Here is a 24,505-nt window from a genome sequence, read left to right as displayed (position 1 = left end):
GGTTATAGTGGAACGCTTTTCAAATGATAATGTAACAACAGGGTATAATGATCTTGGAGCAACAAATGCAGCTGTAGAAGCAACAAAAAATATTGTTGGGGCAGCAACGCGAAATATGGACCCTGAACGTTTAAGAGAAGCAACAGAAGCTCTGTCATCTGCCAAAGCGCAGCTTGAAAGTGCCAGAAACAGTGCAACAGGGGTTGATGAAGCTTTTTTACAACGCTGTGAAGTAACGCTTCAAAAGTGCGAACAACAGCTAAATGCAGCCAAGATATAATCAAAAAAGCTGACAGAACAATGATGTCTGTCAGCTTTTTATTGTTTATTTCGAGCAGGCTCTGTCATAAGTAACTCACCGTACTTCTGAAGCTTCTCTCCTACTGTACACTGCTTTATACAAAAAGTTTGAGCGTGCTTTTTCCCTTTTTCTTTATTTAGCGTTTTTTTGATTAAACATCCTTCACAATAATAATCTGAAAGATGAGTAAGCTCTTCCAATATCTCCTTACGATTCAATTTTTTCATCTCCTGTTTACTCGATTTCATACGTACTTGATATCTCTTTTCCATGCATCGCTTGAGCAGCAAGGGTATCAGCCTCTTCGTTTTCTTTTCGAGCAATATGTGTATACGTTGGTTTAATATGCAAATCTTTTAACGCTTCTTCAATTCTATCGAGCCATCGATTAAAACTTTCTTCATAGCATGGCCATTCTCCAGCAAGCTGCTTTAACACAACTTTTGAGTCTCCTAAAAACGTGACTGGAAGATGGTGTACACCAAGTTCCTCTAGCTGTTTTACTGCATAGTGAAAAGCTGCATATTCAGCTTCATTATTTGAATCAAGTTCATCAAAAGAAGTGCTTGAACGCAAACGATAATTTTTTCCATTTTGTCTATAATAGATAACAGCTCCAACGCCAGCTTTTTTAGTGGAAAGGTCAAATCCGCCATCAAAATAAGCTTTCACATAGTGAGGCTGTTCTTTCACTTCTTGTAAAAGCTTCTTCATCTCTTTTAATGTCCATGATTGATCCATTTCATCTACAAATGTAATTTCTTTTAATCGCCCTGTTTTCAGAAGATCTTCCGCTATGAGGAGAGCTTCTTTACCATTTGTAAATGCAGATTGAAAATCAAGATTTCTTCCATGACTTTTATACGTCCATCGTAATTGAAAGTCCATCTTCTCTCCTCCTACTAACTTCTTTTTTGACAGTTCGTTAAAGTACAACGACTATCGTATCACTTGTTTTTTGTTTAATCAATTCAAACCTACTTTCTGATTTATTCATAATTTTTGCAACCGCTTCTCTTCTTATTCTTAAGAAAAATATATTTTCCTGCTTTCTTCCTTATACGTTCCGTAAATTTATATGCTATAATTTTTGTGAACAAAAGGAGGGATACTTTATGATTGAGATATTTATTGATGGTGCAAGCGCAGGTAATCCAGGTCCGTCTGGTGCAGGCGTTTTTATTAAAACACAAGGTGATGTTCATCGTTTTTCTTTCCCTCTTCCTCATATGACAAACCATGAAGCTGAGTATCATGCTCTTATTAAAGCACTTGAAGTTTGCATTGATAAAGGATTTAAGACAGTCTCATGTAAAACAGATTCCCTGCTTGTTGAAAAAGCGATTGATACAAGATATGTGAAGAATAAGCTCTATGCCCCTCTCTTAGAAGAAGCTGTTCAGTTAATTGATCAGCTTGATCTTTTTTTCATTAAATGGATTCCTGAAAAACAAAACAAAACGGCCGATGTGCTTGCTCGTCAAGCGATTGTTCGTTCATAATAAAAGCACCGCATTTTTGCGGTGCTTTTTGTTATTTATCCTTTTGAATGCCTTCGTTCATTTTCTCAGCTTCCACTTCTGCGTAAGAAGCAAATCGGTGTTTCTTACTTCCACCTTTTGGCGTTTTTTCAGCTGAGTATTCTTCGGCATATTTTTGCGCTTTGTCTTTATCAAGACGCGCTTTATACTCAGGACTTGGGTTATATTGAGAAGCGAATTCTTCCGCATAGCGGCTGTTCATACTGCTCTTGCTCTTTTGTTGCATACTTGGCATTTCAGAAGCAAACTCTTCCTTCTGTGCCTTTTTGTTGTTGTTAATTTGAGCATTTCGGTTAGCATTTTTCGTACGACCCATTGCTATCTCCCCCTTATCGTTGTGCAAATGTTGTGCACATCTTTATTATGGAGAACTACTCGCTTTTTTATAGATAGCAAATGGTGAAAAAACAGCCAAGTTTTCGCTTTACTTTTCTAGCCGTTCAACATATTCCTTTACCATTTCTTTCGTCACTAACTTACGCGTTGGCACAATCCCTTTCTTCGCAAGCTCGTTAATTCTTTTCGTTACCGCATTAATAGCATCAACTGAAAATGTTTCACCATTTCTGCATTTGCTTACAGCTTGATCAATTTCAAATTCTCTCATGCTTTCTAATTCAGCAAATTTTTTAACCTTTTCATGCTGTGACTGTGAGTGTTTTGTAATGGCTTTGTGTACGCTCAATCTTAATTCCTCCTACATGCTTCTAGCTGTTTACTGTTTGTCTTCTTTATTATAGCGACTTTGAGTTAAAATCGCACTTAGTTCTTTTTCAGACTTTTCAATTTCTCTTATATCAACAGGAGTTGTTAAGCTTTTTTGAAGTCTGTAAATATGCTGTTCAACGTTTGTATTCATTTCATGCTGATAATAATACAGCGTGTCTTTAATCCATTGTGCATAGTAGAGATTAAAGAAATCTGTCTGCTTCATCCCTGCTTCATCCATTTCCTCTAAGAGTGGCTTTTTCAATTCATCAACCATTTTTTTCTTTTCGTCTCCTTCGAAAAATGTGCGCGCATTTCGATAAAGAGATAAGGCTTTTTCATAGCTGTCATGTTGCTGCTCGAAAGGTTTATAAATCTTAACTTCCTTAGCCTTTGGAATAGAAATTGGAGCAGGCGCAAATGAATCATGAATTTCCTTCATTCGCTGAAGTACAACTTCATGCGCTCCATAAATAAGCTTACTTGAAAAAGCTTCAAGTCTTAGTGTTGTTGCTTGAATTTCTTGTACAAAGTCAAATTGAAGAAATTCAAGAAGCTCGTTTAAACAACCTCGAAGCTTCTCTTGTTCTTGCTTTTTGGTTCCTTTTAAAACAGAAGGATTAAACGACTCTTTAAAAAAGTCATAGTACCTCATCATCACTCTCTGTTTTACATAGTGAACAAGCTCTTCTGTTTCTTGACGAATTCGTTTTTGCTCGCTTTCAAACTTAAGTTGTTGAACTGTTAAATGAAGGGCTTGCTTTACTTTTTCAATGTGAGCAAGTCGCTCTCTTTTTTCTTCCTTAGATTTCCGACTAAGCTCTTTTAAATCAAGAAGCGCTTTGTACGCTCTCTCTACAATTTCATAAGCTGATTCGGTTACCATTGTTGTTAAGTCTTCTTTAATAAAGTGAGAGAAAGAAGTCCAAAACTGATTAAACTGCTCATCTTCTACTCCGCTTTCTAATGCCCGATGACTTGAAAGTGGGTAAAGGCGCGGCTTCCGAATTCCATACTGAAGCAATTGTTCATAAACATAGCGCTTTACGTCAAGCAGTTCATTCTCATCGTGAGCTAAATCTGCTGCATTAATAACAAAGAACATTTTATCAAGCGTAAAAATGTCTTTAACGCGACCAAGCTGAATAAGAAATTCCCGATCAGCCCGAGAAAATGCATGATTATAGTACGTAACGAAAAGAAGTGCATCAGCATCTTTTACATATTGGAAAGCAACGCCTGTGTGGCGGGCATTAATAGAATCAGCTCCAGGTGTATCAACAAGCGTTATCCCCATATCTGTTAAAGCACATGAATAATAAAGCTCAATTTCATCCACAAAACAAGATTTTTGTTCATTTGCAACATAGCTTGGAAATTCTTCAATCGAAACCGTTAAAACAGTATCAAAGTGGTTTTTCATCTCTTCATAGCCGCGACCAACCGCCTGCAAAAACGAATAATGAAGACGCTCTTTTCCTTCTAGTTTCTCTGTTATTTTTAACTGTTTAATCTTATCTAATGCTTCATCTAAAGAAGACGGGTTGATTCCAAACATATGAAGGGAAGCGGAAATATCGCTAAACATCTCTTTTTCACTTTTTACGTGGACTCTTACTGTCTCATGTTTGTGTTCTTTTGTTGGCGGCAAAATTTTATTAATTGTCGCTGTTGTCGGATTTGGTGACACAGGAAGCAGTTTTTGACCAATTAAAGCATTTGCAAAAGACGATTTACCTGCACTAAACGCTCCAAAAAGAGCAATTGTAAACGAATGTTGACCAAGTGCTTCCATCTTCTTTTTCAACGGAAGAATAAATTTCTCAAGCGGCGGAAACGGCTCTAATGCTTCTACTGTTTTATCAAGATGAACAATCGTTTGCTCCATAGAATAACTTTCTTGGCTCTCTGTTATCTCCTCTTCAACAGGCATCATTTCTTTCGTAACTTGAAAAGCTTTCAGCCCTTCTTTGACAACAGGATGTTCCTCATGTTGAATTAACAGGCTCCAGTCAGGTTCTTCTTGAAAACGTTCGCCTCGTTGAATAAGCCTTGCTTCGATAATATCTTCTTCCTTACGATCTAGAAAATGTCCAACGCTCTCTTTGAGCTTTGCAGCCTTCTTATATTGTAAAAGTTTTTCTTCTTGTCCATTTCGCCATTCCTTATGCTGTTCTTCTTTCATTTGCTTTAGCTGGGACAAAATAGGATATGTTTTTTGTTTAGCCTTTGTTTTAATAAATGTTGAGACATCGTTGCTATACGTTAAAATATACTCATTTGTTATGCCAACGTCGCTTTTTACAATACCTTTTATATCATCTTCTGTAATCACGATGTCATAGCCTTCAATTTTTGCTACAAGCTCCTCTGAAAAAAGCTCTTCTTCTCGCATCCGCTTATGAAGAAGGGGCGTAATATGCCAAACAAGCTCTGCTGTTGTTTTCTCTCTAAGAGCCTCTACAAAATTATGAAGCCGCTGCTTTTGAACTTCCTTTGTTTTTTGTTTCGAGAAAAGAAAACCTACTTTAAACTGAGGTTGAATACTTTCTAAATATTCTCGCCCCTTCTCTCTTACTTCATATGGAATAAGCTGCGCATTTTCAGCTAGCGTACTTATTTCTTTACGAATCATTTCCTCAAATACCGCAAGCTCTTGCTCTTTTTCCAGCAACATTTCATTCGTTTCTTGAATCATATTACGAAACGGAAGGGCTTCACTTGTTCCCATCTCTTCTAACGCGAGAGAAAGTTCTTCTTTTGCCTCTTCTTTCTCATCACTCACTTCTTTTATATATTCTTCTATTAAAGCTTGTAGCGTATTTTGCACAGAGTTCTTTAAAAGCTCTTCATAATCTTGAAACATGGTTTGGAGTGTTCGCTTTACAAGAACAAACTCATTTCTTTCATGGTCTTCTTTTTTTAAGGATGTGAAAAACATGCCGTTTGGCTCTGCCCGCCAGTTTTGAAAGGATGTTTTAACAGAATGAGTAAACTGCTCAAACGTGAGCTCTTCTTCCCGATGTTTATCAATCTGATTAACGATTAAATAAACTGTTTTTCCTTGTTCACGCAACTTTTTAACAAAATCAAAGTTCACTTCAGATTGCACATGATTATAATCAGTCACGTAAAAAATCACATCAACAAGGTGAAGGGCAGATTCTGTTGCAACACGGTGGGCATCATCTGCTGAATCAATCCCAGGCGTATCCATGAGTTCAACATGATCTGGAAGCGTACTCTTCTCTGTTGAAAGATGAATCTCCTTAATCGCATCTCCATCTCTACAAAATTGTTTAATTGCTTCAAAGTCATATGGAGCCGTATAACGAACAGGAGCATCGTGTTTATAGTACACTGTTGCATGTTCTGCACCTTTCACTACTTTCACTAAGTTAGCACTTGTTGGGATCGGGCTTGAAGGCAAAAGTTCCTGGTTCATCAACTTGTTAATCATTGTTGATTTACCTGCTGAAAAATGACCGCAAAATGCAACGGTAAATGTTTTTTCTTCTAACTTTCTTCCTAAATCTTTTATTTTCTCAACTCTTCTTTTGTCTTCTCGTCCTTGAAAAAATGCGTATGCTGTCATTAACTTTTTTTGTAAAGATCTTTCAATCTGCTGTTTTTCCATAACCATCACAATACCCCTTTTGTAAAATCAAACTGTCGTTATGTAGGCTAGTTGCCCTTTTATTTCTCTTTCCTTCTTTCATTTTAAATGATTCTTCAGAAAATTTATACGAAAAATAGACAGTTTTTGGACAAACAAAAAAAGACGAGCATCTGCTTCGCCTTTTTTCTTATTGGATCTGTTTCTGTGCTTTCTTTACACCTTTTAACATATAAGTTGCTACAGCACCGTACGCTACAACAACACCTGCAATGATCATGCTTAACATTGTTAACACCTCACATTGATAGTGATAATCTTTATCAGTAGTGTATCATTAAAGATAATCATTTTCAATTACTTTTTTAATCAATATTCACTCTTTTTCGAAAAAAGAAGAAGCGACCTTTATTTTCCATAGCACTTTCATAATCTGTCCACTTCTCTAATGCTTCTTCTTCAGCGCTGATTCGAACAGATAAGATGCACAGGTTCAATAACGAAAATACAACAAGAGTTGCATAAGCATGAAAAATAAGCGGCACTAGCAAGAATTCACATGTAACAACAAAGTAATTCGGATGCTTAATGTACTTATAAGGCCCTTTTAATACAACGTTTGCATCTTTTAAAATCAAAATTTTTGTATTCCAAAAGCGTCCAAGCGAAACTAAAGCCCAAACCCTAATAATTTGAACAGCTACAAATAAAATAAAAAGGAAACCAATTACCTGACCTTGAAATTCCCTCCATAGAAAAGCTTCTCCACCAAGTGAAACAAAAAATAGAAGATGAATAACGACCATAAGTGGATAATGTTCTTGGCCATGCTCAATTGCTCCCTTTTTCTTCATCCATCGCTCGTTTCGCTTTGCTACAAAGAGCTCAGCAAGACGCTGTACAATAAGAAAAAGAAATAAAAACATTGTTTATACCTCCCATTTCAGGAGAAGCAGCTCAGAGCTGAACCCAGGTCCTAGTGCTGTTACAATTCCGTAGTCTTGTTCAATTATTTCTTTTTGTAAAAATTCTTTCAATACATAAAGAACAGTTGCTGATGACATATTTCCAAAACTTTGAAGCACATGAGAAGATATTTCGGTCATTTCTTCACTAAAGTTCAGCGTTTCTCGATATGCTTTTAATACTTTTTTCCCACCTGGATGAGCGACAAAATGCTTGATATGCTGCTCAGTAAGACTATATTTCTTTAAAAAACCTTTTACTTGATCACCAAGCCACGAGCGAACGATAGAAGGAATATCTCTTGAAAAAACGACATATAACCCGTTATTACGGATATCCCAGCCCATCACATCTTCGGAATTTGGCATAAGTGTTGACTCTACTCCCTTAATAGAAGGAAGTCTTTTTTTCTTACTATGTATTCCTGTTGCTTCATCTCCTGTAAGAAGCACACATGCTACACCATCTGAAAAAAGTGACGTTCCTACAAGATTACTTTTTGATTGATCGTCACGCTGAAATGTTAAGCTGCAGAGCTCAACAGATAAAAGGAGCACCTTTGCTTTTGGATATGCAAGACAATACTCATATGCGCGCGCTAATCCTGAGGCTCCTCCAGCACAGCCTAACCCCCAAATAGGTATGCGCTTTGTATGTGGAGAAAAAGGAAGCCTATTCATAATACGTGCTTCAATGCTCGGCGTTGAAAGCCCTGTTGTTGAAATAAAAAAAATTGCATCAATTTCTTCTACTGGCACCGTTTTTTCCAGAAACTCATTTTCCCTTATACACTCTTTAATAGCATTTATTCCGAACTCTACGGCGTTATGAATAAAAGCTTCATTTTTCTCTTCAAAGGTATGATTTTCTTTGTACCAATCGAGCGGCTGTGCGAAATAACGGGTTTTAATATCGCCATTTTGAAATACTTTAAGAAGGCGCTCAATATCTGAGAAAGAAGAAGAAAACATTTCTCGTGCAAATCGGAGTGTTTCTTCTTGTAAAAGTTTATGAGGTGGTGTACCGACCCCTACTGAGATGACTTTTGGCAAATGAACCCACCTCCTTCATAGAATACTTTTATCTTTCTTCTAGAAGGTTGTTTTTATACAAAAAATTCCTGTTAAACTAAAAAAAAAAAAACCTAACTTCTATCTAGAGAAGCTAGGGTTTTTTCTTAGTTAAACAACTCTCTCTTCATGCAAACTTTTTACATTTTGAGCTTTGCGAACTTTAATAATATTAAAGAAAATATTTAATACGATTGCTGTAAGGCTTCCAGCTACAATTCCATTGCTTGTTAGGATTTGCAAACTTTGCGGTAAATTAGCAAAAAGATCTGGAACAACCGTTACACCAAGACCCATACCTACCGAACACGCGATAACAAGTAAGTTTTCTTGAGCTGCAAAATCAACAGTACTTAACATTTTAATTCCGTATGCAATTACGGTTCCGAACATGGCAATCATCGCCCCCCCTAAAACAGGGTTTGGAATTACTGTTGTAAAGGCTGCGATTTTTGGAGCAAAACCAAGGACAATTAGAATGCCGCTTGCTGTGAAAATAACTTTACGTGACTTAATACCTGAAAGTTGGATAATTCCCACGTTCTGAGAATAAGTTGTGTATGGAAAAGCATTGAAAAGTCCTCCTAAAAGAATCGCAAGACCTTCTGCACGATATCCGTTTGCAAGATCTTTCTCAGAAATTTCTTTTTTACAAATGTCGCCAAGTGCAAAATAAACTCCTGATGACTCAACAAGACTTACAATTGCAACAAGAACCATTGTAATAATAGCTGTTATATTAAATTCAGGAGCTCCAAAGTAAAAGAAGTGAGGCATATGGAACCAAGAGGCTTCTGCCACAGCTGATAAATCCACTTTCCCCATGAAATAAGCGACAACAGTTCCTCCAACAAGACCAAGCAAGATAGCAACAGATCGAAGGAACCCTTTTGCAAAACGGTAAATACAAAGAATGAAAAGTAAAACACCAAATCCTAATACAATGTTTGAAAGAGCACCAAAATCTTTGCTTCCATCTCCACCACCAAGGTTTTGCATGGCTGTTGGAATAAGCGTAATACCGATAATCGTAACAACAGATCCTGTTACAACAGGAGGGAAAAAGCGCACAAGCTTACCGAAAAATTGGGCGATCACAATAACAACAAGACCTGCGACAAGAATTGAACCATAAATAGACTGAATGCCGTATGAAGTGCCAATAGCAATCATTGGACCGACGGCTGTAAAAGTACACCCAAGGACAACCGGTAACCCAATTCCAACATATCCTGTTCGTAAAACTTGGAGAAGCGTCGCAACCCCACACATTAATAAATCAATAGCCACAAGATACGTAAGTTGAGCGCTTGTTAATCCAAGTGCTCCCCCGACAATAAGGGGTACAACAACGGCTCCACCGTACATCGCTAGAACATGTTGAAAGCCTAGTGAGAACACTTTCCAGTTATTCATCGAACAAGCTCCTCCTCTTTAGCAAATGAAACCTCGCCATTTTCAAGTGAACGAATTGGTGCAAGTGATTCAATTCGAATCCCTTTTTCACGCAACATTTGCCCACCGTTTTGAAATACTTTTTCAATTACAATGCCAAGGCCAACAAACTCTGCCCCTGCCTCTCTTACAATATCAATTAAACCAAGTGCTGCTTGCCCATTTGCTAAAAAGTCATCAATAACAAGTACACGGTCATCTTTATGAAGAAACTCTCCTGATACGGTAATCTCATTTTCTTCTTGTTTCGTAAAAGAATAAACTTTCGCTGTTAGTACACCTTCATTTAATGTTAATGATTTCTTTTTACGAGCAAAAACAAGCGGGACGTTCAGTTCAAGTGCTGTCATCATTGATGGAGCGATACCTGAAGATTCTAGCGTTAAAATTTTAGTAATTCCATCCTTCTGAAATCGCTTTGCAAACTCCTTACCGATTTCTTGCATAAGAAATGGGTCAATTTGATGATTTAAAAATGAGTTTACTTTAAGTACTGTTTCAGATAAAATAACGCCTTCTTTTTCAATCTTTTCTTGTAAAGCTTTCATGAGTTACCCTCCATAGTCTGTTAATAAAAAAGAGCCCAGAACTTCCGATAAACGCTTCTCTTTTTTGCGAGTAGCGCACCGGATGTCCTGAGCTCATAATGACTCTCTAGACGTTACACAAAGAAACCTAAAAAAACCTTTGTGCAAATTAAAAAACGTGCTGCCTACTCATAGTCGAATTATTTACGGTAATCCGGTAGAAACTTAGCGAGCCATATTCTCGCAATTATATGAGTTACAATACATATGAATCTTATTTTATTAAGATGATATGTTGAATTATAACAGCTATTCTTCCCTATGAAAAGAGGGTATTTTAAAAAAGTCGAACTTTCACAAAGGTTTTACGCTTGAATATTCGTCATTATTTTAATTTTCTTTTTATTGCTCTTTTATAGATTATAAAGCTTGCTATATTTTTCTGTTAAATGTTCAACTAAATAGCGAGCTTCTAATCCTTCTCCTGTTGCTGCTTTTAATAATTCTAATGGATCTTTTAATTTTCCATATTGGTGAATATGTTTTGTCAGCCATGCTCTTATCTCAGTCACTTTTCCTTGTTGAATTCGTTCTTCAAAGTCTGGGAGATCTTTTACAAGTGCATTTTTTAGCTGTGCTGCATAAATATAGCCAAGAGCATAAGAAGGAAAATAACCAAAGCTTCCATCAGACCAGTGTACGTCTTGTAGCACTCCTTCTCCATCGTGTGCTGGACGAACTCCTAGGTATTCTTCATATTTGTCATTCCAAATTGTTGGTAAGTCTTTCACTTCGATTTCTCCGTTTATTAGTGCTTTCTCAATTTCATAGCGGATAATAATGTGAAGAACATACGTTAATTCGTCCGCTTCAATGCGGATAAGTGACGGTTTTACTTCATTTACCGCTTGATAAAACTCATCAAGATTGACCTTTTGGAATTGAGAGCCTCCATGTTCTTTCAATGCTTCATAATGACGCTCCCAAAATGCTTTTGTTCGTCCAATCATAAGCTCATAAAAAAGAGACTGTGATTCATGAATTCCCATTGACGTTCCTGTGCAAAGATTTGTTCCAACAAGCTCTTTTGAAATGTTTTGTTCATATACGGCGTGTCCGCATTCATGAATGGTTCCAAAAATAGCAACGCGAAAGTCACTTTCATCATATTTGGTTGTAATTCTCACATCTCCTGGATTAAGTCCAATTGCAAAGGGATGAACCGTTTCATCAAGGCGGCCTGCTTCAAAATCATAATCAAGCTCTTTTAATATTTCTAAGCTAAATGCTTCTTGTTTTTCCTTTGGAAATGCTTCATATAAAAAATCTGTTTTAGGAGACTCGGCTTTTTGGACTTTTTGTAAAAGAGTTAAAAGCGTTTCTTTTAAATCTCCAAAAACACGGTCAAGCGTTTCTACTGTAACGCCTGGTTCGTATGTATCGAGAAGTGCGTTATATTTATGCCCTTCATATCCCCAGTACTCTGCAAACTTTTGATTAAAGGCTACAATTTGTTCCAAGTACGGTTCGAAAAGAGAAAAGTCACTTTTCTCTTTTGCTTCTTCCCAGATGCTTCCTGCTTCAGAAGTTAGCATTACATATTCACGATATTCTTGCTCTGGAATTTTTTGATTTTGCTCATAGTCTTTTTTACATTCTTCAACCATTTTTAGCGTAATAGCATCAAGCTCTTTTTTAACTTCTTCGTCTCCTAAATCCTTTATGTACCCCGCCATTTCATTTGAAATAGACATTGAGAAAATATCGCTTGAGAGCATAGCCAAAACGTTAGAACGTTGCTTTACTCCTTTTTTCGGAGCTCCTGTTCGCATATCCCAATACATTACGTTTACAGCTTCTTCATATCCTCCCATTTTCTCAACATATGCGTGAAATTCCTCTTTTCGTTTATTTATATCCATTCACTGCACACTCCTTTTGGTTACTTATTCCTATCGTATCATAAAACAAAAAAAGGATGCTGATTTTAGCATCCCTACTTACTTATGTGAGATATAATAGGAATATCGTTTTCCAACAAGCATTTCATAGTTTTGAGCAGCAAGTAAATCTTCTCTCGCATTCGCAAACTCAGTTGCTGTAATCTCCGACATTTCGCCTGTTCCGTTTAACTCATTGTAACTTCTCTCCAACGCTTGCTGGATGAGAGAAAAATTGATACGTTCTTTCATTCAAGCATTCCTCCTTATATTTTTCATGAATACCTCTACTATATTCAAGGATTCTCATTCTATGCCTTCTTTTATTGTCGTCTTTTTCATAAAAGGATATACTTACTATAGAAAGTTGAAGGAGGAACAAAAATGATACGATTTGGCGTTATTGGGACCAACTGGATAACAGAGCGTTTTATTGATGCAGCTAAAGAACTCGATGATTTCTCTCTTACGTCTGTCTATTCAAGAACAGAAGAGAAAGCGCGCGAATTTGCTCATAAAACAGGTGCTTCTTTTACCTTTACTTCTATTGAAGAAATGGCAAAAAGCAATGAAATTGATGCAGTTTACATTGCAAGCCCAAACTCTTTTCATCATGACCAGGCTATTCTTTGTATGAAGCACGGTATTCATGTTTTATGTGAAAAACCCCTTGCTTCAAATGCAGCAGAAGTAGAAAATATGATTAAAACAGCTCAAGAACAAAAAGTAGTATTTATGGAAGCTATGAAAGCAACGCTTTTACCAACATTCCTAAACATAAAAGAAAATGTCCATAAACTAGGGACTGTCCGCCGCTATGTTGGGAACTATTGTCAGTACTCATCACGCTATGATGCATTTAAAGAAGGAACTGTCTTAAACGCATTTAATCCAAAGTTTTCAAATGGCGCACTTATGGACCTTGGCGTATACTGCCTTTATCCTCTCGTTGTCCTCTTTGGGCAACCAAAAAGCGTAAAAGCAGAAGCAACAATGCTTTCTTCAGGGGTTGATGGACAAGGAAGCATCATTCTTACATACGAAGATATGGAAGCTGTTATTACGTACTCTAAAATCACCAATTCTTCTCTTCCTTCTGAAATTCAAGGTGAAGAAGGAAACATGGTAATTGATGAAATTCATACGCCGAAAAAAGCACACATTTATTACCGTAATGGTGAACAAGAAGATATTAGCGTAGAGCAAAATGAAAAAGCAATGTATGCTGAAACCCAAGAATTCTTAACGCTCATTAAGGAAGGGCATTTAGAGTCAAAAGTGAATTCCCATAAAAATTCACTTATCACAGCAAAAGTTTTAACAGACATTAGAAAACAAATTGGCCTTGTTTTTCCGGCTGATCAATAAAAATAAGGGTTGAAAAAGCACTGCTTTTTCAACCCTTATTTTATGATTGAGGCTTTCGCGGTGGACGCGGCCCCCAATATTGATAATAATTTGTTTCAATAAAGCCATTAAACAATTTGCGTTTCTTTGTTGCTTGTTTTCCGTAAAACTGTTCGAATCCTTTATGTGACGTAATAATATATGCGCTCCATGTATCAAGTTTATTAAAAGATATACCCATCTCTTCATAGAGACGTTCAACTTGCTTGCGCTCTTGCATACGTTCACCGTACGGAGGATTCGCCACAATAACTCCGTATTCTTTGTTTGACGTGAGGTCACTTGCCTGCATTTGCTTGAATTCAACCAAATCTCCAAGACCTGCTTCAATGGCATTATTTTTTGCAATATCAATCATTTTGTGGTTAATGTCATATCCTGCAATATCAAGCGGTTGATCATAGTTTGCAAGATCTTCGGCTTCTTCGCGTGCTTTATCCCATACTTCCTGTGACATCCATGGCCACTGCTCTGAGTCAAACTCACGGTTAAAACCTGGAGCAATATTTTGACCGATAAGAGCTGCTTCAATCGGAATTGTGCCAGACCCACAGAACGGATCAATGAACGGACGATCTGGATGCCATGTTGTAAGTTTAATAAGAGCTGCTGCAAGCGTCTCTTTTAACGGAGCTTCCCCTTGTCCTGTTCTGTAGCCGCGCTTATGTAATCCAGCACCTGACGTATCAATTGTAATTGTTGCAATATCTTTTAAAAGAGAAACTTCAATTTTAAAGAGCGGTCCTGTTTCTTCAAGCCATCCGCTTCTTACACTATAATGGCTTTTCACTTTCTCTACAATGGCTTTTTTCACAATACCTTGACAGTCTGAAACGCTAAAAAGCTTTGATTTTACTGATTTTCCACTCACAGGAAAGTTTGCATCAGCAGGTAAAAAGCGTCCCCAATCAAGTGCTTTTGTTCCTTCAAAGAGCTCATCAAATGTTGTTGCTTTAAACTCACCAACTTTAATTTTCACACGATCCGCTGTTCGAAGCCAAAGGTTTGAACGAGCGATAGCTAGCTCGTCTCCTTTAAAAACAACTTGACCGTTTTTTACGTTTGCTTCATATCCTAATTCTTGTACTTCTTTACCAACGATTGCTTCAATTCCCATTGCAGCCGTTGCAATTAGCGTATATTGCTTTTTCATTGTTCACATCCTCATTATGTTCAGTCATTCATATCATATCAAAATATTTCCCACAAAAAAACTCTCCTAGTAATCCACGCTAGGAGAGCTGATGTTGGAATGAAATTATTTAAACTACAGTGTAGCCGTTCATAATAGCGTTTCGTAAGCCATGTTCTGTTCCGTTGTACTGCAAACGGCTATATAGCCTCGTACTCAGGTGGTAATCATTTATCTACGAAAGCATGTAGCTTTCGTCCTTCCCTCCGTTTGATTCCTTTAGGAAGATGCCCCTACCATTATTTGGGTTTCTCGCTCGAGGGGTTTACCGCGTTCCACTCTCCCTATTTCTAGGGAGACTACGTCACTGTGGCACTTTCAGAGTACTCCAACCATATCGAATGACTTAGGTTATTTCCCCGCCGTTAGCCCTTATAAGGCTACCCTAGCTTATGAATTGGCTAGGCACGAACACTACAAGCATCTCAGCTTGTGCGAGCATGGACTTTCCTCTACATTATCAAAGTAATGCAGCGATTACCTAAAACGCCATCATGAATAGCGACAAAGCTTAGTATAATAAAAATAACCGCACTTTGCAACTTCTTTTTTTTGTTAAAGTTACCATCAATCGTATAACTTGCTGCCAAACACGTGTTTTTCTAAGTTTGAAAGACGTTTTAAAATATCAAAATTTGTTGTACCTGCTTGTGGCTGTGTTGCCGTCTGTGGCTGGCTGCTAGGCTGCTGAGCTGAACGTTTTGGCATCTCTGTTAACTGACGTTTCAAACGATTGTTTTCTTGACGCAAAGCTTCTAGCTCCTGCTGAAAGTTTTCATAGTCTTTAATAATAGTGTCTAAAAACTGATCAACTTCCTCTTGGTTATAACCACGCATACTTGTTTTAAAATCTTGTTCTAAAATTTCCTTTGCCGTTAACTGAATTTTATCTGAAATCATTTTTTCACCTCATACATAACCCTTTTCATGATAACTGCTTTCTGTACCGGATCGCTATGTAGTGCCTCTTGCGAACGTTTTTCTTTAAATTAGTAAAGAACTCTTGCCTCTATTTTTTCAAAAAATGAGGCACTTGTCAATTTTCTTTTACAGAAATGTTACAAAAAGCTAATAACTGTCTTCATTAACAATTTCCTGCAAATCATCCATTGTAATGACATCAATCGGATAATTTCCTGTTTCTGCTTTCTTTTGAGCAAGTTTATACATATACTGTGGTGTTCCCTCATTATTCTCATCATAAACAATAATCATACTGTCGCTTTTCGCCATAAAAATTTGATTCTTTGCTCTAAACTGAGCTGGGCTTTCATATTTCTTTTTTGAAATGCTATCAAAAAAGTCAGCGCTTCCGCAAATAAACTCATAAAACTCTTTATTTTCTTCATTCCAATTTTCTTCTTGATGGAGAAAAGGAGTTAAAATCGCTAGTTTTAAGTCGGGATATTCAAGTTGCAAATCGAGCACAACTTCAGCGCTCCAAAGCTCAACACCAAGCTGACCACTTATTAAGACCCATTCGCCTCCTTGTTCAATAAATGACAAAAGGCGTCTCTTTATTCCTTTTTTTATATAATCAATACCAGGATGCGAAGAAGAAAACACGCCAAGCTCAAACGGCTTGTATCCTGTTATCGTTACAACATGACTCAATGCTTATCCTCCTATCTATGTAAAAGAAGGAACTAGATCTAGTTCCTTCTCCCTTTTCTAGAAGCGGCCTCCAAATGGAGGGCGTTGTCCGTATGGAGGGCGTTGTCCGTAGTTAAATTGCTGGTTCGTTACCACATTTTCAGTAGACTGAGTATGCGGGAAGTAATGTTGATGTTTGAAATTTGTGTGATGAACATGTGTTGTGTGCGATGGGTGAATGTGTGGTACGATCACTTCTTCATAGCTGTTTGTTGTACAACATTTTGTTGGATGAACAATTGGTGGCAATACTTTCGGACGATTACAATGATTTTTAAACATTTTTCATTTCCCCTTTCCTTTCTGTTGGTACAATACTAACTTATGATGAAAGGGGACTACATGTACTAATATAAACACCTAATTTCAGTAGTTTTTCACATAAACAGCATGTTTATATTTTTCAAACTACTGAATATAACAACAGTTAAACCAACAAGTGCAAAAAAAGACACTAGTAAAATCTGTCTCATTGAAACCTCTCCATCTTTCTCTATTTTCTTTTGATATGGCAATATTTTAGCAAGTCTAAATCACATGAGCAAGCAATATTTTATTACATTTTCACAAGGCGGTGATTCCTTTTAAAAGCGCTACAGAGCAACCTTTTCCCGCAATCTTTTCAACCTTTTCTCAAGCTCTTGTTTTAGACGCTCATTTGTTGTTTCGTCTATATAACTATACGCTTTTTCGGCATAAAAAGTTGCATCTTTTATTTTTTTAAATTGATGTTCATAAAGCTTAGCAAGTTCAATTTGAGCTTGCATAATGAGTTTTCTTGTTCGTTTGATTCTCCCGAAATATCCTCGACTTTTTTCCCACTCTTTCTCACGCTTCGCCTGGATTCCTAAGGCAAACAGCGCCTTTTCTGCTTCCTCGTCCTCTCCATCAATTACTTCTTCATATTGACGTACTGCTCTTTCCTTTTCACCAAGCGCTTCGTACCACCTTGCTACTTCATATGATTCTGTAGAGGTTCTATCAACATTTTGCAACAAATGTTTTGATAGATGAATGTAAAGCGTAATAAGCGACAAAATATCCTGTTCATTATGTTGCATTACTTTCATAAGACCCTCAGTTTTTTTTGTTTCCACATAGTCAAAGTAAATCATTGGTGCTAAAAAACCCGGGATGTCATCATGACGCTCAATATTTAAAATTTCTTTCTCAACATTAACAAGCTTGACAGATTCTAACTTACGCTTCCATAACCGTCTTGAAGCATGTAGTAAATCAAAGTGACCGAATGAAGGAAGCTTTGGCAGATGCTCACGAAGCAGTGTATGACGCGTTTTTACCATTGGCCAATCAAAAGATTTGCCATTATACGTAACAAGAGCTTCATAGTTCACTTCCTGTAAAAAACTCTCATAAAAAGCAATTTCCCCACTTTGATCTGGTAAAACATGCTGACGAAAAATAACTCCATCTCGTTCAACTCGCGCATATCCGAGCAAAAAGATCGTGGTGCCCGCTCCAGTGCTTAACCCTGTTGTTTCAGTGTCAAAGAAAAAGAGTTCACTTGTACTATATCCTTTTGATGATAACGGATGATGATAATCCGTTGCATTCCATCCTTCAATGACATGAGTAAGCTCCTTGAATGTGTATAAGCCATGTTTATAATCAAGCGGGTATTTTACTTCTCGAATTAAACAAAATCCTTCTGTTCCCTTGTAAACAGTCGTATTAAAGTTTTCCCATTCGTCCAGATATGGAATACTTTGTACAGGAGGGCGCAATTTTGGTTTTTCTTTTCCCTCTTCTACATTCAAATGCGATTTCATTCGTGCCAGTTTGTTTTTAAGTGACATTTTTTTCACTCCGATTAAGTAACCTTCTATAATAAATCAAGCAGCTCTAAGCTTCTTTCTTTAGCGTTTTGGGTATCAATTTCTGTTCCAATACAAGACGGACAGCCATCTTCACATGGACATCTTACAATAAGATCCTTTGCTGCTTCTTTAATTTCAGCAAATCGTTTAAATACATTTTCACTAAGTCCAATTCCCCCTGGATATCGATCATACAAAAAGACTGTTGGCAGCCCTGTATATGTTGCTTTAATTTGGGGAACAACATATATATCATTGCGATCACACATAACATGAATAGGTACAACGTGACGCAGGACATTTGAAATACCTGCTAAAAGTTGCTCTAGTGCTTTTTCTTCAAATTTTCCTACATCTTGTAGCTCAAACCATGCCGAACTTGTATGAAGCTCTTCTTCCGGCAAATGAATTGGTCCTGATCCAATATTTTCAAACGTACTTAAGCGGATTTTCTTAAAAATCGTTGGCATTGCATTAACCGCTACTTCTCCATAGTGAACATTTGAATGCTTATTTTCTATGCTTTCGTCAATTTCAAGCACCTTTAAATTAACCGCTAAGTTTGCATCTGTAAAATACTCAACGTCAACTTCTCTCACATATGCTTTCTTTTCTTCCCAATCAAGTTTTTCAACTTGATATTGAATACCTTGATGAAGATAAATAGCTTCCTCATGAAGAAGAGTCATAGCGCTAAAGCGATCCATTTCCCCAATAATTTGTCGATTTCCAGTTTCAGAAATATCCACGATCACAACATTTTCTTGTGATGCTGAACGAAGACTAATATTTGTAGCGGGGAAGGACTCATTAGCCCAGTACCATTTTTCTCCTGACTCGTAAAGCACTCTTTCCTCCACTAAAAATTCTAAAACATCTTCAATCTCAACTCCGCCAAAAACTTCTCCTTTTCTAAAGGGAAGTTCGTATGCTGCGCATTTCAAATGATCAACTAAAATAACTAAGTTATCGGGATTAATGCGCGCAAACTCAGGTGAACGTTCAAAAAAATAGTCTGGATGCTGGATGACGTACTGATCCATGGGAGCAGAGCTTCCAACCATTACAATGAGTGCCTCTCCGTGCTTTCTCCCCGCTCTTCCTGCCTGCTGCCATGTACTTGCAACTGTTCCAGGATACCCCGTCATAACACACACTTGAAGCTGACCGATATCTACACCAAGCTCAAGAGCGTTTGTACTCACAACCCCCATGATGTCTCCTGTTCTTAAGCCTCTTTCAATTTCTCGGCGCTGTTTCGGTAAATAACCTCCTCGATATCCTCTGATCGACTTTGGTCCAAGCTCACGTTTCACAAGCTCCTTTAAGTGACTTAAAATAATCTCAACTCGCACTCGACTTCTTGCAAACACAATTGTTTGAATATTATTTCTTAAGAAATCTTTGGCAAGTTCATTCACTTCAACTGTTGCACTTTTTCTTATATTAAGCGGCTTGTTCACAATGGGAGGATTGTAGAAAACAAAATGTTTTCTTCCGCTTGGCGCTCCGTTATTATCAATTAACGTCATCTTCTCTCCCGTGAGCCCTTCTCCGAGCTCAAGCGGGTTGGCAATTGTTGCAGATGTACATATAAAGAGCGGATAACTTCCATAAAAGTTGCAAATTCTTTTTAATCTTCGGATAACATTTGTAACATGACTGCCAAAAATACCTCGGTATGTGTGAAGTTCATCAATTACTATATATTTTAGGTTCTCAAAAAGAGAGACCCATTTTGTATGATAAGGTAAAATAGCCGAATGAAGCATATCAGGATTTGTAATTACAATATGCCCTGCTTTTCGAACCGTTTGCCGTATTTGAGGAGATGTGTCACCGTCATACGTGTAACTTTTAATATCAATTCCCATCTCATCAATGATTTCATTAAGCTCGCTTTTTTGATCTTGAGCAAGCGCCTTTGTCGGAAAAAGGTAGAGTGCTCGGTTTTCTTCGTTCTCAGCAATTGACTGCAAAACAGGTAAGTTATAACACATAGTTTTCCCTGAAGCTGTTGGTGTGACAGCTACAATACTTTTCCCATCTTGAATCTCCTTATATGCTGTTGCTTGATGTGTATAAAGCTCTTCAACACCTCGTTTTTTCAGTGCTCTCTTAATGCGCTCATCAATACTTTCGGGCATTTTCACTGTTTTAGCTTCTTTTGGCTCAATTTCATGCCAATAGGCAATGTTTTCATTCTTTCTTAATCTATCAATTAACTCTTTTAAAGATTTTTTATGCTTCATTTTTGTCACCTCTATTCTTTTTATTCTATCGAATGTTTGTTTCGGTTTCTATAAGAAATATTTCCTTTCACTTTAAATATAAAAGCATAAAATTCCGCTTTTCTTCATATTTAAATATGCTTTCTTCTCCTTTATATTTTTTCACAAAATAAAGCGATGAACAAAATCTTTCTTTATTCATCGCCCCTACTTCTTTTTATATAAAATTCCTCATTCTCATCTAAAACTCATATAATCTTTGATACTACCCATTCAGACACGATTTTCCTTCGATAGTGAGTTAATAAAGTTTCAAAATCAACTCCATTTGAATGCTCGCTCCCTGTTTTATACCACCTTTTCAATGTAAGAGATTTCTATAAATCAACTATAGTATTTATACGTGCAAATATAAAAATTGTTATTTTCATGAGTATTTATTTTCATAAATCGATTTTCTCTTTTCTTGTATGAAGCCTATAAAATGGTTATGATGTTAGTAAGATTGATGGAGGGATTACAATGCAACCAAAATATAAAACTGTAAAAGACGAAATTAAATCGTGGCTTATGAGTGATAAGTTTTCCCCGCATGATAAATTACCAACTGAAACACAGCTTATGGAAAAATTTCATGTAAGTCGACATACTATCCGTAGAGCGATTGGAGATTTAGAAGTAGAACATTATCTATATCGCATTCAAGGCGGCGGAATGTATGTTGCAAATTGGCGAGAAAAACAGGAAACTCAAACACTCACCAAAACAATTGCTGTCCTAACGACTCATATTGCTGACTATATTTTCCCAAGCATTATTGTCGGCATTGAAAAAGTTTTGTCAGAACATTCTTTTTCACTTTTACTTTCTAGTACACATCACGACATTTTATTAGAACGGAAAAGCTTAGAAAATTTACTCTCGCATCCAATTGAGGGCATTATTGTAGAGCCAACGAAAAGCTCCTATCCTAGTCAAAACATTGGATTTTATAAAAACTTAGAAAAAAGCAATGTTCCTTGTGTTATGATTCACTCTACATATCAAGACACAAATTTCCCTTCGCTGATGATGGATGATACAAAAGGCGGATATATGGCAACTGAGCATTTGCTATCACTTGGACATCGTAAAATCCTTGGAATTTTCAAAACGGATGATCACCAAGGGTTAAAACGGATGAATGGCTTTATTTCTGCTTATCAACAAAATCCTTCTCTAGCCGTTCCAGGAGATTTTATTACATATGGAACAAACGAGGAAAAGAAAGAGTTACCCCAGCGTATTAAAGCAAGTTTAACAAGTTCAAATCGTCCAACTGGTATTGTATGCTACAACGATCAAGTTGCTTTAACTGTGATGAGCATCGCTAAGGAACTAGGCCTGAGTATTCCAGAAGATTTATCAGTTGTTGGATATGACGACTCTCAGGTCGCAAAGATTGTAGACGTTAAATTGACAACGATAAAGCATCCAAAAGAACAGATGGGAATTGACGCAGCAAATATGATTTTAAAACTTATTGAAGCACCTCTTACAAAAAAAGTAGAATCGATTGTATACCCACCAGAACTTGTCATCAGAGAATCAACAAAAGAAATAAGAGATTAAACATCTATTTTTTAATAGGTGTTTTTTTGTATGCATACTTTTTATCTATTGACATTTATACGTATAAATTATAGAATCAACTCCAAAGAAAGCGTTTTCTCTTTATTATTGTTAAGTATACAAAGGGGGAAGAACAATGGGAAATCAGCAAAGTGTAATGAAACATTCAGTCTGGTATATTGCTGTCATTTCAATGGCTGCCGGAATGGCTGGGCTTCTATATGGATATGACACAGCTGTTATTTCAGGAGCTATCGGTTTCTTGCAAGAGCTGTATGGTTTATCACCATTTATGGAAGGGTTCGTAATTTCAAGTATTATGGTTGGAGGTATTATTGGAGTTGGTATTTCTGGATATTTAGGCGATATTTTCGGACGTCGAAAAATCTTAATGGCAGCTGCCATAATCTTTTCTATCTCCTCGGTATTATCTGCCCTTGTTAATTCAGTCGAAATGCTTATTGCGGCCCGTATCTTTGGAGGTCTAGGAATTGGCTTAGCTTCTTCACTAGCTGTGACGTATATTACCGAATGTGCTCCTCCTGCTATCCGGGGGCGATTGTCATCCATGTATCAACTATTTACAGTACTCGGTATTTCTTCTACCTACTTTGTCAACTTAGCTGTAGCAAATGCTGGCACGCACAGTTGGGGCGTTGAAGCAGGATGGCGGTGGATGTTAGGATATGGAATGATTCCGTCTCTTCTCTTTTTCATTACTCTCCTTTTTGTTCCGGAAAGTCCTCGTTTCCTTATTAAAAAAGGAAAAGATCAAGAAGCTCTTTCTATTTTGCGTCGGATTAATGATAAGCAAACAGCAGACTTAGAAATGAAAGCGATTAAATCATCCATTACTACAGAAACAAATTCTTCTATGCTAAGATTATTTCAACCTGGATTAAGAAAAGCACTTGGAGTAGGTATCTTTTTAGCGCTCTTCAACCAAGTAATTGGCATGAATGCAATTACTTATTACGGTCCTGAAATTTTTAAATCTGTTGGATTTGAAAACAACACAGAGTTTGTAGCAACAAGCCTTGTTGGCGTTGTGCAGCTCATCTCCACAATTGCCGCTGTCTTTTTAATTGACCGGGCAGGTCGAAAAAAATTGATGGCGATCGGTTCAAGTTTAATGGCCTTTTTCATGCTTTTAATTGGAGGCGTTTTCTTCTTTAACATTGCAGGTCCATGGCTTATTATCTTTATCATTGGATTTACAGCTGCATTTTGTATTTCAATGGGACCTATTCCTTGGATTATGATTCCTGAAATTTTCCCAAACCATTTAAGAGCAAGAGCTGTTGGATTAACGACAATGTTCTTATGGGGAGCAAACTGGGCAATCGGACAGTTCACCCCAATGCTCCTAAGCGGATTGGGAGGAGCATATACTTTTTGGACGTTTGCTGTTATTAACGTTATATGCTTTATCTTTGTTATGACAATTGTACCTGAAACAAAAAATAAATCTCTTGAAGAAATTGAACAGTTTTGGACACCAAACAAAAAGGATACTCAAAAACTATCTGTTTAAACGAATAGTGACTCTCTTTTTATAATAAAAAGGCCAAATGCTATATTAGCATTTGGCTTCTTTTATACTTGTATTTTATTTTGCTCCCATTCTTTCACAATAGAAAGAGAGTCTTTATAATAATTTTTTACAACCTCAATATACCCTTCTTCCTTTACAGGTGTAAATGGATTGGGTCCAGGAGCAGTCATTTCCATAATAATTGGGCCTCTGTAGTCAATCTCGTGCAGCACTTCAATCTGTTCATGAATATTAGCGTGTCCTTGGCCAATACCTTGGCGGTTTGAATCCCCAATATGATACACACCTAAATGTTGTCCAACCTCTTTTAGCGCTTGAGCTGGATTTTCCTCTTCAATGTTCATATGATATGAATCAAGGAGAACTTTTAAATTGGAGCTTTTCACATCTTCAATGAGTTTTAACGCTTCTCGCCCTGTTCGTACTTGGTGATTTTCATATCTGTTTAACACTTCAAATACAACTTCAATATGAAGGTTCTCAGCTTTTTGTAATATCTTTTTAGAGCTTTCAACAAGCCTTGCCCAATCATCTTGTTCGTCTCCGCATCCAACAACTTTTCCAACATCCCCATGCAAACAAATTCGTTTTGCTCCAAGCTCATCTGCCCAGGAAAGGAGATCTAGAAAATACTCAACCGCTTCTTTGCGAACGATTTCATTATCACTTGAGATATCTACATTGTTTGGCGTAATAGACAGGATTTTTAAATCATATTTAGAAAGGATAGTGGCTATTTCTCTAGGATCTTGACTAATATCCCCTTCCACTTCTACCCCATTTACTCCAACTTCACTTGCTAGACGGCACTTTTCTTCAAAAGGAACATTTCCAAATGTCCATAAACATATTCCGTAGTCTCTTTTCATAGTAGCCTCCTATATATGATAATTT

Annotated in this window: 23 protein-coding genes, 1 other RNA gene and 1 riboswitch; of the genes, 5 read left to right on the top strand and 19 right to left on the bottom strand. The window is 37.0% G+C overall.

Annotation, left to right across the window (positions count from 1 at the left end):
• Nucleotides 1-7 precede the first annotated feature (7 nt).
• Nucleotides 8-280, top strand: a complete 273-nt coding sequence (locus B9N79_RS15080) for a DUF2564 family protein (RefSeq protein WP_040058193.1) — start codon at nt 8-10, stop codon at nt 278-280.
• A gap of 38 nt (nt 281-318) precedes the next feature.
• Here the strand turns inward: B9N79_RS15080 and B9N79_RS15075 are convergent, their stop codons facing one another.
• Nucleotides 319-519, bottom strand: coding sequence for a zinc-finger domain-containing protein (locus tag B9N79_RS15075; protein WP_019393143.1), 201 nt, complete (start codon nt 517-519; stop codon nt 319-321).
• A gap of 16 nt (nt 520-535) precedes the next feature.
• Nucleotides 536-1,189: a reverse transcriptase-like protein gene (locus B9N79_RS15070; protein ID WP_040058194.1), complete on the bottom strand. Its 654-nt coding sequence runs from the start codon at nt 1,187-1,189 to the stop codon at nt 536-538.
• A gap of 227 nt (nt 1,190-1,416) precedes the next feature.
• Between B9N79_RS15070 and B9N79_RS15065 the strand changes: the two genes are divergently transcribed.
• Nucleotides 1,417-1,803, top strand: a complete 387-nt coding sequence (locus B9N79_RS15065; protein WP_019393141.1) for a reverse transcriptase-like protein — start codon at nt 1,417-1,419, stop codon at nt 1,801-1,803.
• 31 nt (nt 1,804-1,834) lie between these two features.
• Here the strand turns inward: B9N79_RS15065 and B9N79_RS15060 are convergent, their stop codons facing one another.
• From B9N79_RS15060 to B9N79_RS15020, 9 genes are all read right to left on the bottom strand, one after another.
• Entirely contained in the window at nt 1,835-2,158 is a 324-nt protein-coding gene (locus tag B9N79_RS15060) for a hypothetical protein (RefSeq protein WP_019393140.1), read from the bottom strand.
• 108 nt (nt 2,159-2,266) lie between these two features.
• Nucleotides 2,267-2,527, bottom strand: coding sequence for a YpbS family protein (locus B9N79_RS15055; protein ID WP_019393139.1), 261 nt, complete (start codon nt 2,525-2,527; stop codon nt 2,267-2,269).
• A gap of 30 nt (nt 2,528-2,557) precedes the next feature.
• Complete coding sequence (locus B9N79_RS15050; protein WP_048896722.1) at nt 2,558-6,193, bottom strand: dynamin family protein; 3,636 nt, start codon at nt 6,191-6,193, stop codon at nt 2,558-2,560.
• A 338-nt stretch (nt 6,194-6,531) separates the two neighbouring features.
• Nucleotides 6,532-7,092, bottom strand: coding sequence for an isoprenylcysteine carboxyl methyltransferase family protein (locus tag B9N79_RS15045; protein WP_019393136.1), 561 nt, complete (start codon nt 7,090-7,092; stop codon nt 6,532-6,534).
• A 3-nt stretch (nt 7,093-7,095) separates the two neighbouring features.
• Entirely contained in the window at nt 7,096-8,184 is a 1,089-nt protein-coding gene (locus B9N79_RS15040; protein WP_046216791.1) for a type III polyketide synthase, read from the bottom strand.
• A 129-nt stretch (nt 8,185-8,313) separates the two neighbouring features.
• The gene (locus B9N79_RS15035) at nt 8,314-9,618 is read right to left on the bottom strand and encodes a nucleobase:cation symporter-2 family protein (protein ID WP_040058196.1); all 1,305 of its coding nucleotides are present in this window, start codon (nt 9,616-9,618) and stop codon (nt 8,314-8,316) included.
• Complete coding sequence (locus tag B9N79_RS15030) at nt 9,615-10,205, bottom strand: xanthine phosphoribosyltransferase (protein WP_040058197.1); 591 nt, start codon at nt 10,203-10,205, stop codon at nt 9,615-9,617. Before B9N79_RS15030 ends, B9N79_RS15035 begins: the two co-directional genes overlap by 4 nt.
• Before the next feature lie 151 nt (nt 10,206-10,356).
• A riboswitch (purine riboswitch) is annotated at nt 10,357-10,459 on the bottom strand.
• A gap of 138 nt (nt 10,460-10,597) precedes the next feature.
• The gene (locus B9N79_RS15025; protein WP_040058198.1) at nt 10,598-12,106 is read right to left on the bottom strand and encodes a carboxypeptidase M32; all 1,509 of its coding nucleotides are present in this window, start codon (nt 12,104-12,106) and stop codon (nt 10,598-10,600) included.
• Between the two features lie 78 nt (nt 12,107-12,184).
• The gene (locus B9N79_RS15020; RefSeq protein ID WP_019393131.1) at nt 12,185-12,376 is read right to left on the bottom strand and encodes a DUF3921 family protein; all 192 of its coding nucleotides are present in this window, start codon (nt 12,374-12,376) and stop codon (nt 12,185-12,187) included.
• Nucleotides 12,377-12,508: 132 nt separating this feature from the next.
• Between B9N79_RS15020 and B9N79_RS15015 the strand changes: the two genes are divergently transcribed.
• Nucleotides 12,509-13,492 carry a Gfo/Idh/MocA family protein gene (locus B9N79_RS15015; protein WP_040058199.1) on the top strand — a complete coding sequence of 328 codons (984 nt, stop codon included), beginning with the start codon at nt 12,509-12,511 and terminating at the stop codon, nt 13,490-13,492.
• Between the two features lie 40 nt (nt 13,493-13,532).
• Here B9N79_RS15015 and B9N79_RS15010 read toward each other — a convergent pair whose 3' ends face one another.
• The 7 genes from B9N79_RS15010 to B9N79_RS14980 form a co-directional block, all read right to left on the bottom strand.
• Nucleotides 13,533-14,684 (bottom strand): THUMP domain-containing class I SAM-dependent RNA methyltransferase, encoded by a 1,152-nt coding sequence (locus tag B9N79_RS15010; RefSeq protein WP_040058200.1) that lies wholly within the window; start codon nt 14,682-14,684, stop codon nt 13,533-13,535.
• Between the two features lie 140 nt (nt 14,685-14,824).
• Nucleotides 14,825-15,212, bottom strand: an RNA gene (gene rnpB, locus B9N79_RS15005) — RNase P RNA component class B.
• 78 nt (nt 15,213-15,290) lie between these two features.
• Nucleotides 15,291-15,623, bottom strand: a complete 333-nt coding sequence (gene gpsB / locus B9N79_RS15000; protein ID WP_019393128.1) for a cell division regulator GpsB — start codon at nt 15,621-15,623, stop codon at nt 15,291-15,293.
• Nucleotides 15,624-15,791: 168 nt separating this feature from the next.
• Nucleotides 15,792-16,337, bottom strand: coding sequence for an SLOG family protein (locus B9N79_RS14995; protein ID WP_040058201.1), 546 nt, complete (start codon nt 16,335-16,337; stop codon nt 15,792-15,794).
• A gap of 57 nt (nt 16,338-16,394) precedes the next feature.
• Entirely contained in the window at nt 16,395-16,658 is a 264-nt protein-coding gene (locus B9N79_RS14990) for a spore coat protein (RefSeq protein ID WP_040058202.1), read from the bottom strand.
• Nucleotides 16,659-16,969: 311 nt separating this feature from the next.
• On the bottom strand, nt 16,970-18,193 hold the full coding sequence (locus tag B9N79_RS14985; RefSeq protein WP_040058203.1) for a ribonuclease H-like domain-containing protein: 1,224 nt from the start codon (nt 18,191-18,193) through the stop codon (nt 16,970-16,972).
• Nucleotides 18,194-18,219: 26 nt separating this feature from the next.
• Nucleotides 18,220-20,466, bottom strand: a complete 2,247-nt coding sequence (locus tag B9N79_RS14980; RefSeq protein ID WP_046216790.1) for a DEAD/DEAH box helicase — start codon at nt 20,464-20,466, stop codon at nt 18,220-18,222.
• A 501-nt stretch (nt 20,467-20,967) separates the two neighbouring features.
• Here B9N79_RS14980 and B9N79_RS14975 point away from each other — a divergent pair.
• Nucleotides 20,968-22,056: a GntR family transcriptional regulator gene (locus B9N79_RS14975; RefSeq protein WP_019393122.1), complete on the top strand. Its 1,089-nt coding sequence runs from the start codon at nt 20,968-20,970 to the stop codon at nt 22,054-22,056.
• Nucleotides 22,057-22,192: 136 nt separating this feature from the next.
• The gene (locus tag B9N79_RS14970; protein ID WP_040058205.1) at nt 22,193-23,590 is read left to right on the top strand and encodes a sugar porter family MFS transporter; all 1,398 of its coding nucleotides are present in this window, start codon (nt 22,193-22,195) and stop codon (nt 23,588-23,590) included.
• 62 nt (nt 23,591-23,652) lie between these two features.
• Here B9N79_RS14970 and B9N79_RS14965 read toward each other — a convergent pair whose 3' ends face one another.
• Entirely contained in the window at nt 23,653-24,480 is an 828-nt protein-coding gene (locus B9N79_RS14965) for a sugar phosphate isomerase/epimerase family protein (RefSeq protein WP_019393120.1), read from the bottom strand.
• Between the last annotated feature and the right edge of the window lie 25 nt (nt 24,481-24,505).

The organism is Priestia filamentosa (assembly GCF_900177535.1).
Classification (GTDB): Bacteria; Bacillota; Bacilli; order Bacillales; family Bacillaceae_H; genus Bacillus_I; species Bacillus_I filamentosa.
The sequence above is the reverse complement of the archived record's forward strand: the minus strand, read 5'-3'. Positions and strand labels throughout refer to the sequence as shown.

What these genes read in the sequence shown, in the direction of transcription:
- B9N79_RS15070 (WP_040058194.1), bottom strand. Translation starts at nt 1,189, where the DNA reads ATGGACTTTCAATTACGATGGACGTATAAAAGTCATGGAAGAAATCTT.
- B9N79_RS15065 (WP_019393141.1), top strand. Translation starts at nt 1,417, where the DNA reads ATGATTGAGATATTTATTGATGGTGCAAGCGCAGGTAATCCAGGTCCG.
- B9N79_RS15060 (WP_019393140.1), bottom strand. Translation starts at nt 2,158, where the DNA reads ATGGGTCGTACGAAAAATGCTAACCGAAATGCTCAAATTAACAACAAC.
- B9N79_RS15050 (WP_048896722.1), bottom strand. Translation starts at nt 6,193, where the DNA reads ATGGTTATGGAAAAACAGCAGATTGAAAGATCTTTACAAAAAAAGTTA.
- B9N79_RS15045 (WP_019393136.1), bottom strand. Translation starts at nt 7,092, where the DNA reads ATGTTTTTATTTCTTTTTCTTATTGTACAGCGTCTTGCTGAGCTCTTT.
- B9N79_RS15035 (WP_040058196.1), bottom strand. Translation starts at nt 9,618, where the DNA reads ATGAATAACTGGAAAGTGTTCTCACTAGGCTTTCAACATGTTCTAGCG.
- B9N79_RS15030 (WP_040058197.1), bottom strand. Translation starts at nt 10,205, where the DNA reads ATGAAAGCTTTACAAGAAAAGATTGAAAAAGAAGGCGTTATTTTATCT.
- B9N79_RS15025 (WP_040058198.1), bottom strand. Translation starts at nt 12,106, where the DNA reads ATGGATATAAATAAACGAAAAGAGGAATTTCACGCATATGTTGAGAAA.
- B9N79_RS15020 (WP_019393131.1), bottom strand. Translation starts at nt 12,376, where the DNA reads ATGAAAGAACGTATCAATTTTTCTCTCATCCAGCAAGCGTTGGAGAGA.
- B9N79_RS15015 (WP_040058199.1), top strand. Translation starts at nt 12,509, where the DNA reads ATGATACGATTTGGCGTTATTGGGACCAACTGGATAACAGAGCGTTTT.
- B9N79_RS15010 (WP_040058200.1), bottom strand. Translation starts at nt 14,684, where the DNA reads ATGAAAAAGCAATATACGCTAATTGCAACGGCTGCAATGGGAATTGAA.
- gpsB (WP_019393128.1), bottom strand. Translation starts at nt 15,623, where the DNA reads ATGATTTCAGATAAAATTCAGTTAACGGCAAAGGAAATTTTAGAACAA.
- B9N79_RS14990 (WP_040058202.1), bottom strand. Translation starts at nt 16,658, where the DNA reads ATGTTTAAAAATCATTGTAATCGTCCGAAAGTATTGCCACCAATTGTT.
- B9N79_RS14985 (WP_040058203.1), bottom strand. Translation starts at nt 18,193, where the DNA reads ATGTCACTTAAAAACAAACTGGCACGAATGAAATCGCATTTGAATGTA.
- B9N79_RS14980 (WP_046216790.1), bottom strand. Translation starts at nt 20,466, where the DNA reads ATGAAGCATAAAAAATCTTTAAAAGAGTTAATTGATAGATTAAGAAAG.
- B9N79_RS14975 (WP_019393122.1), top strand. Translation starts at nt 20,968, where the DNA reads ATGCAACCAAAATATAAAACTGTAAAAGACGAAATTAAATCGTGGCTT.
- B9N79_RS14970 (WP_040058205.1), top strand. Translation starts at nt 22,193, where the DNA reads ATGGGAAATCAGCAAAGTGTAATGAAACATTCAGTCTGGTATATTGCT.
- B9N79_RS14965 (WP_019393120.1), bottom strand. Translation starts at nt 24,480, where the DNA reads ATGAAAAGAGACTACGGAATATGTTTATGGACATTTGGAAATGTTCCT.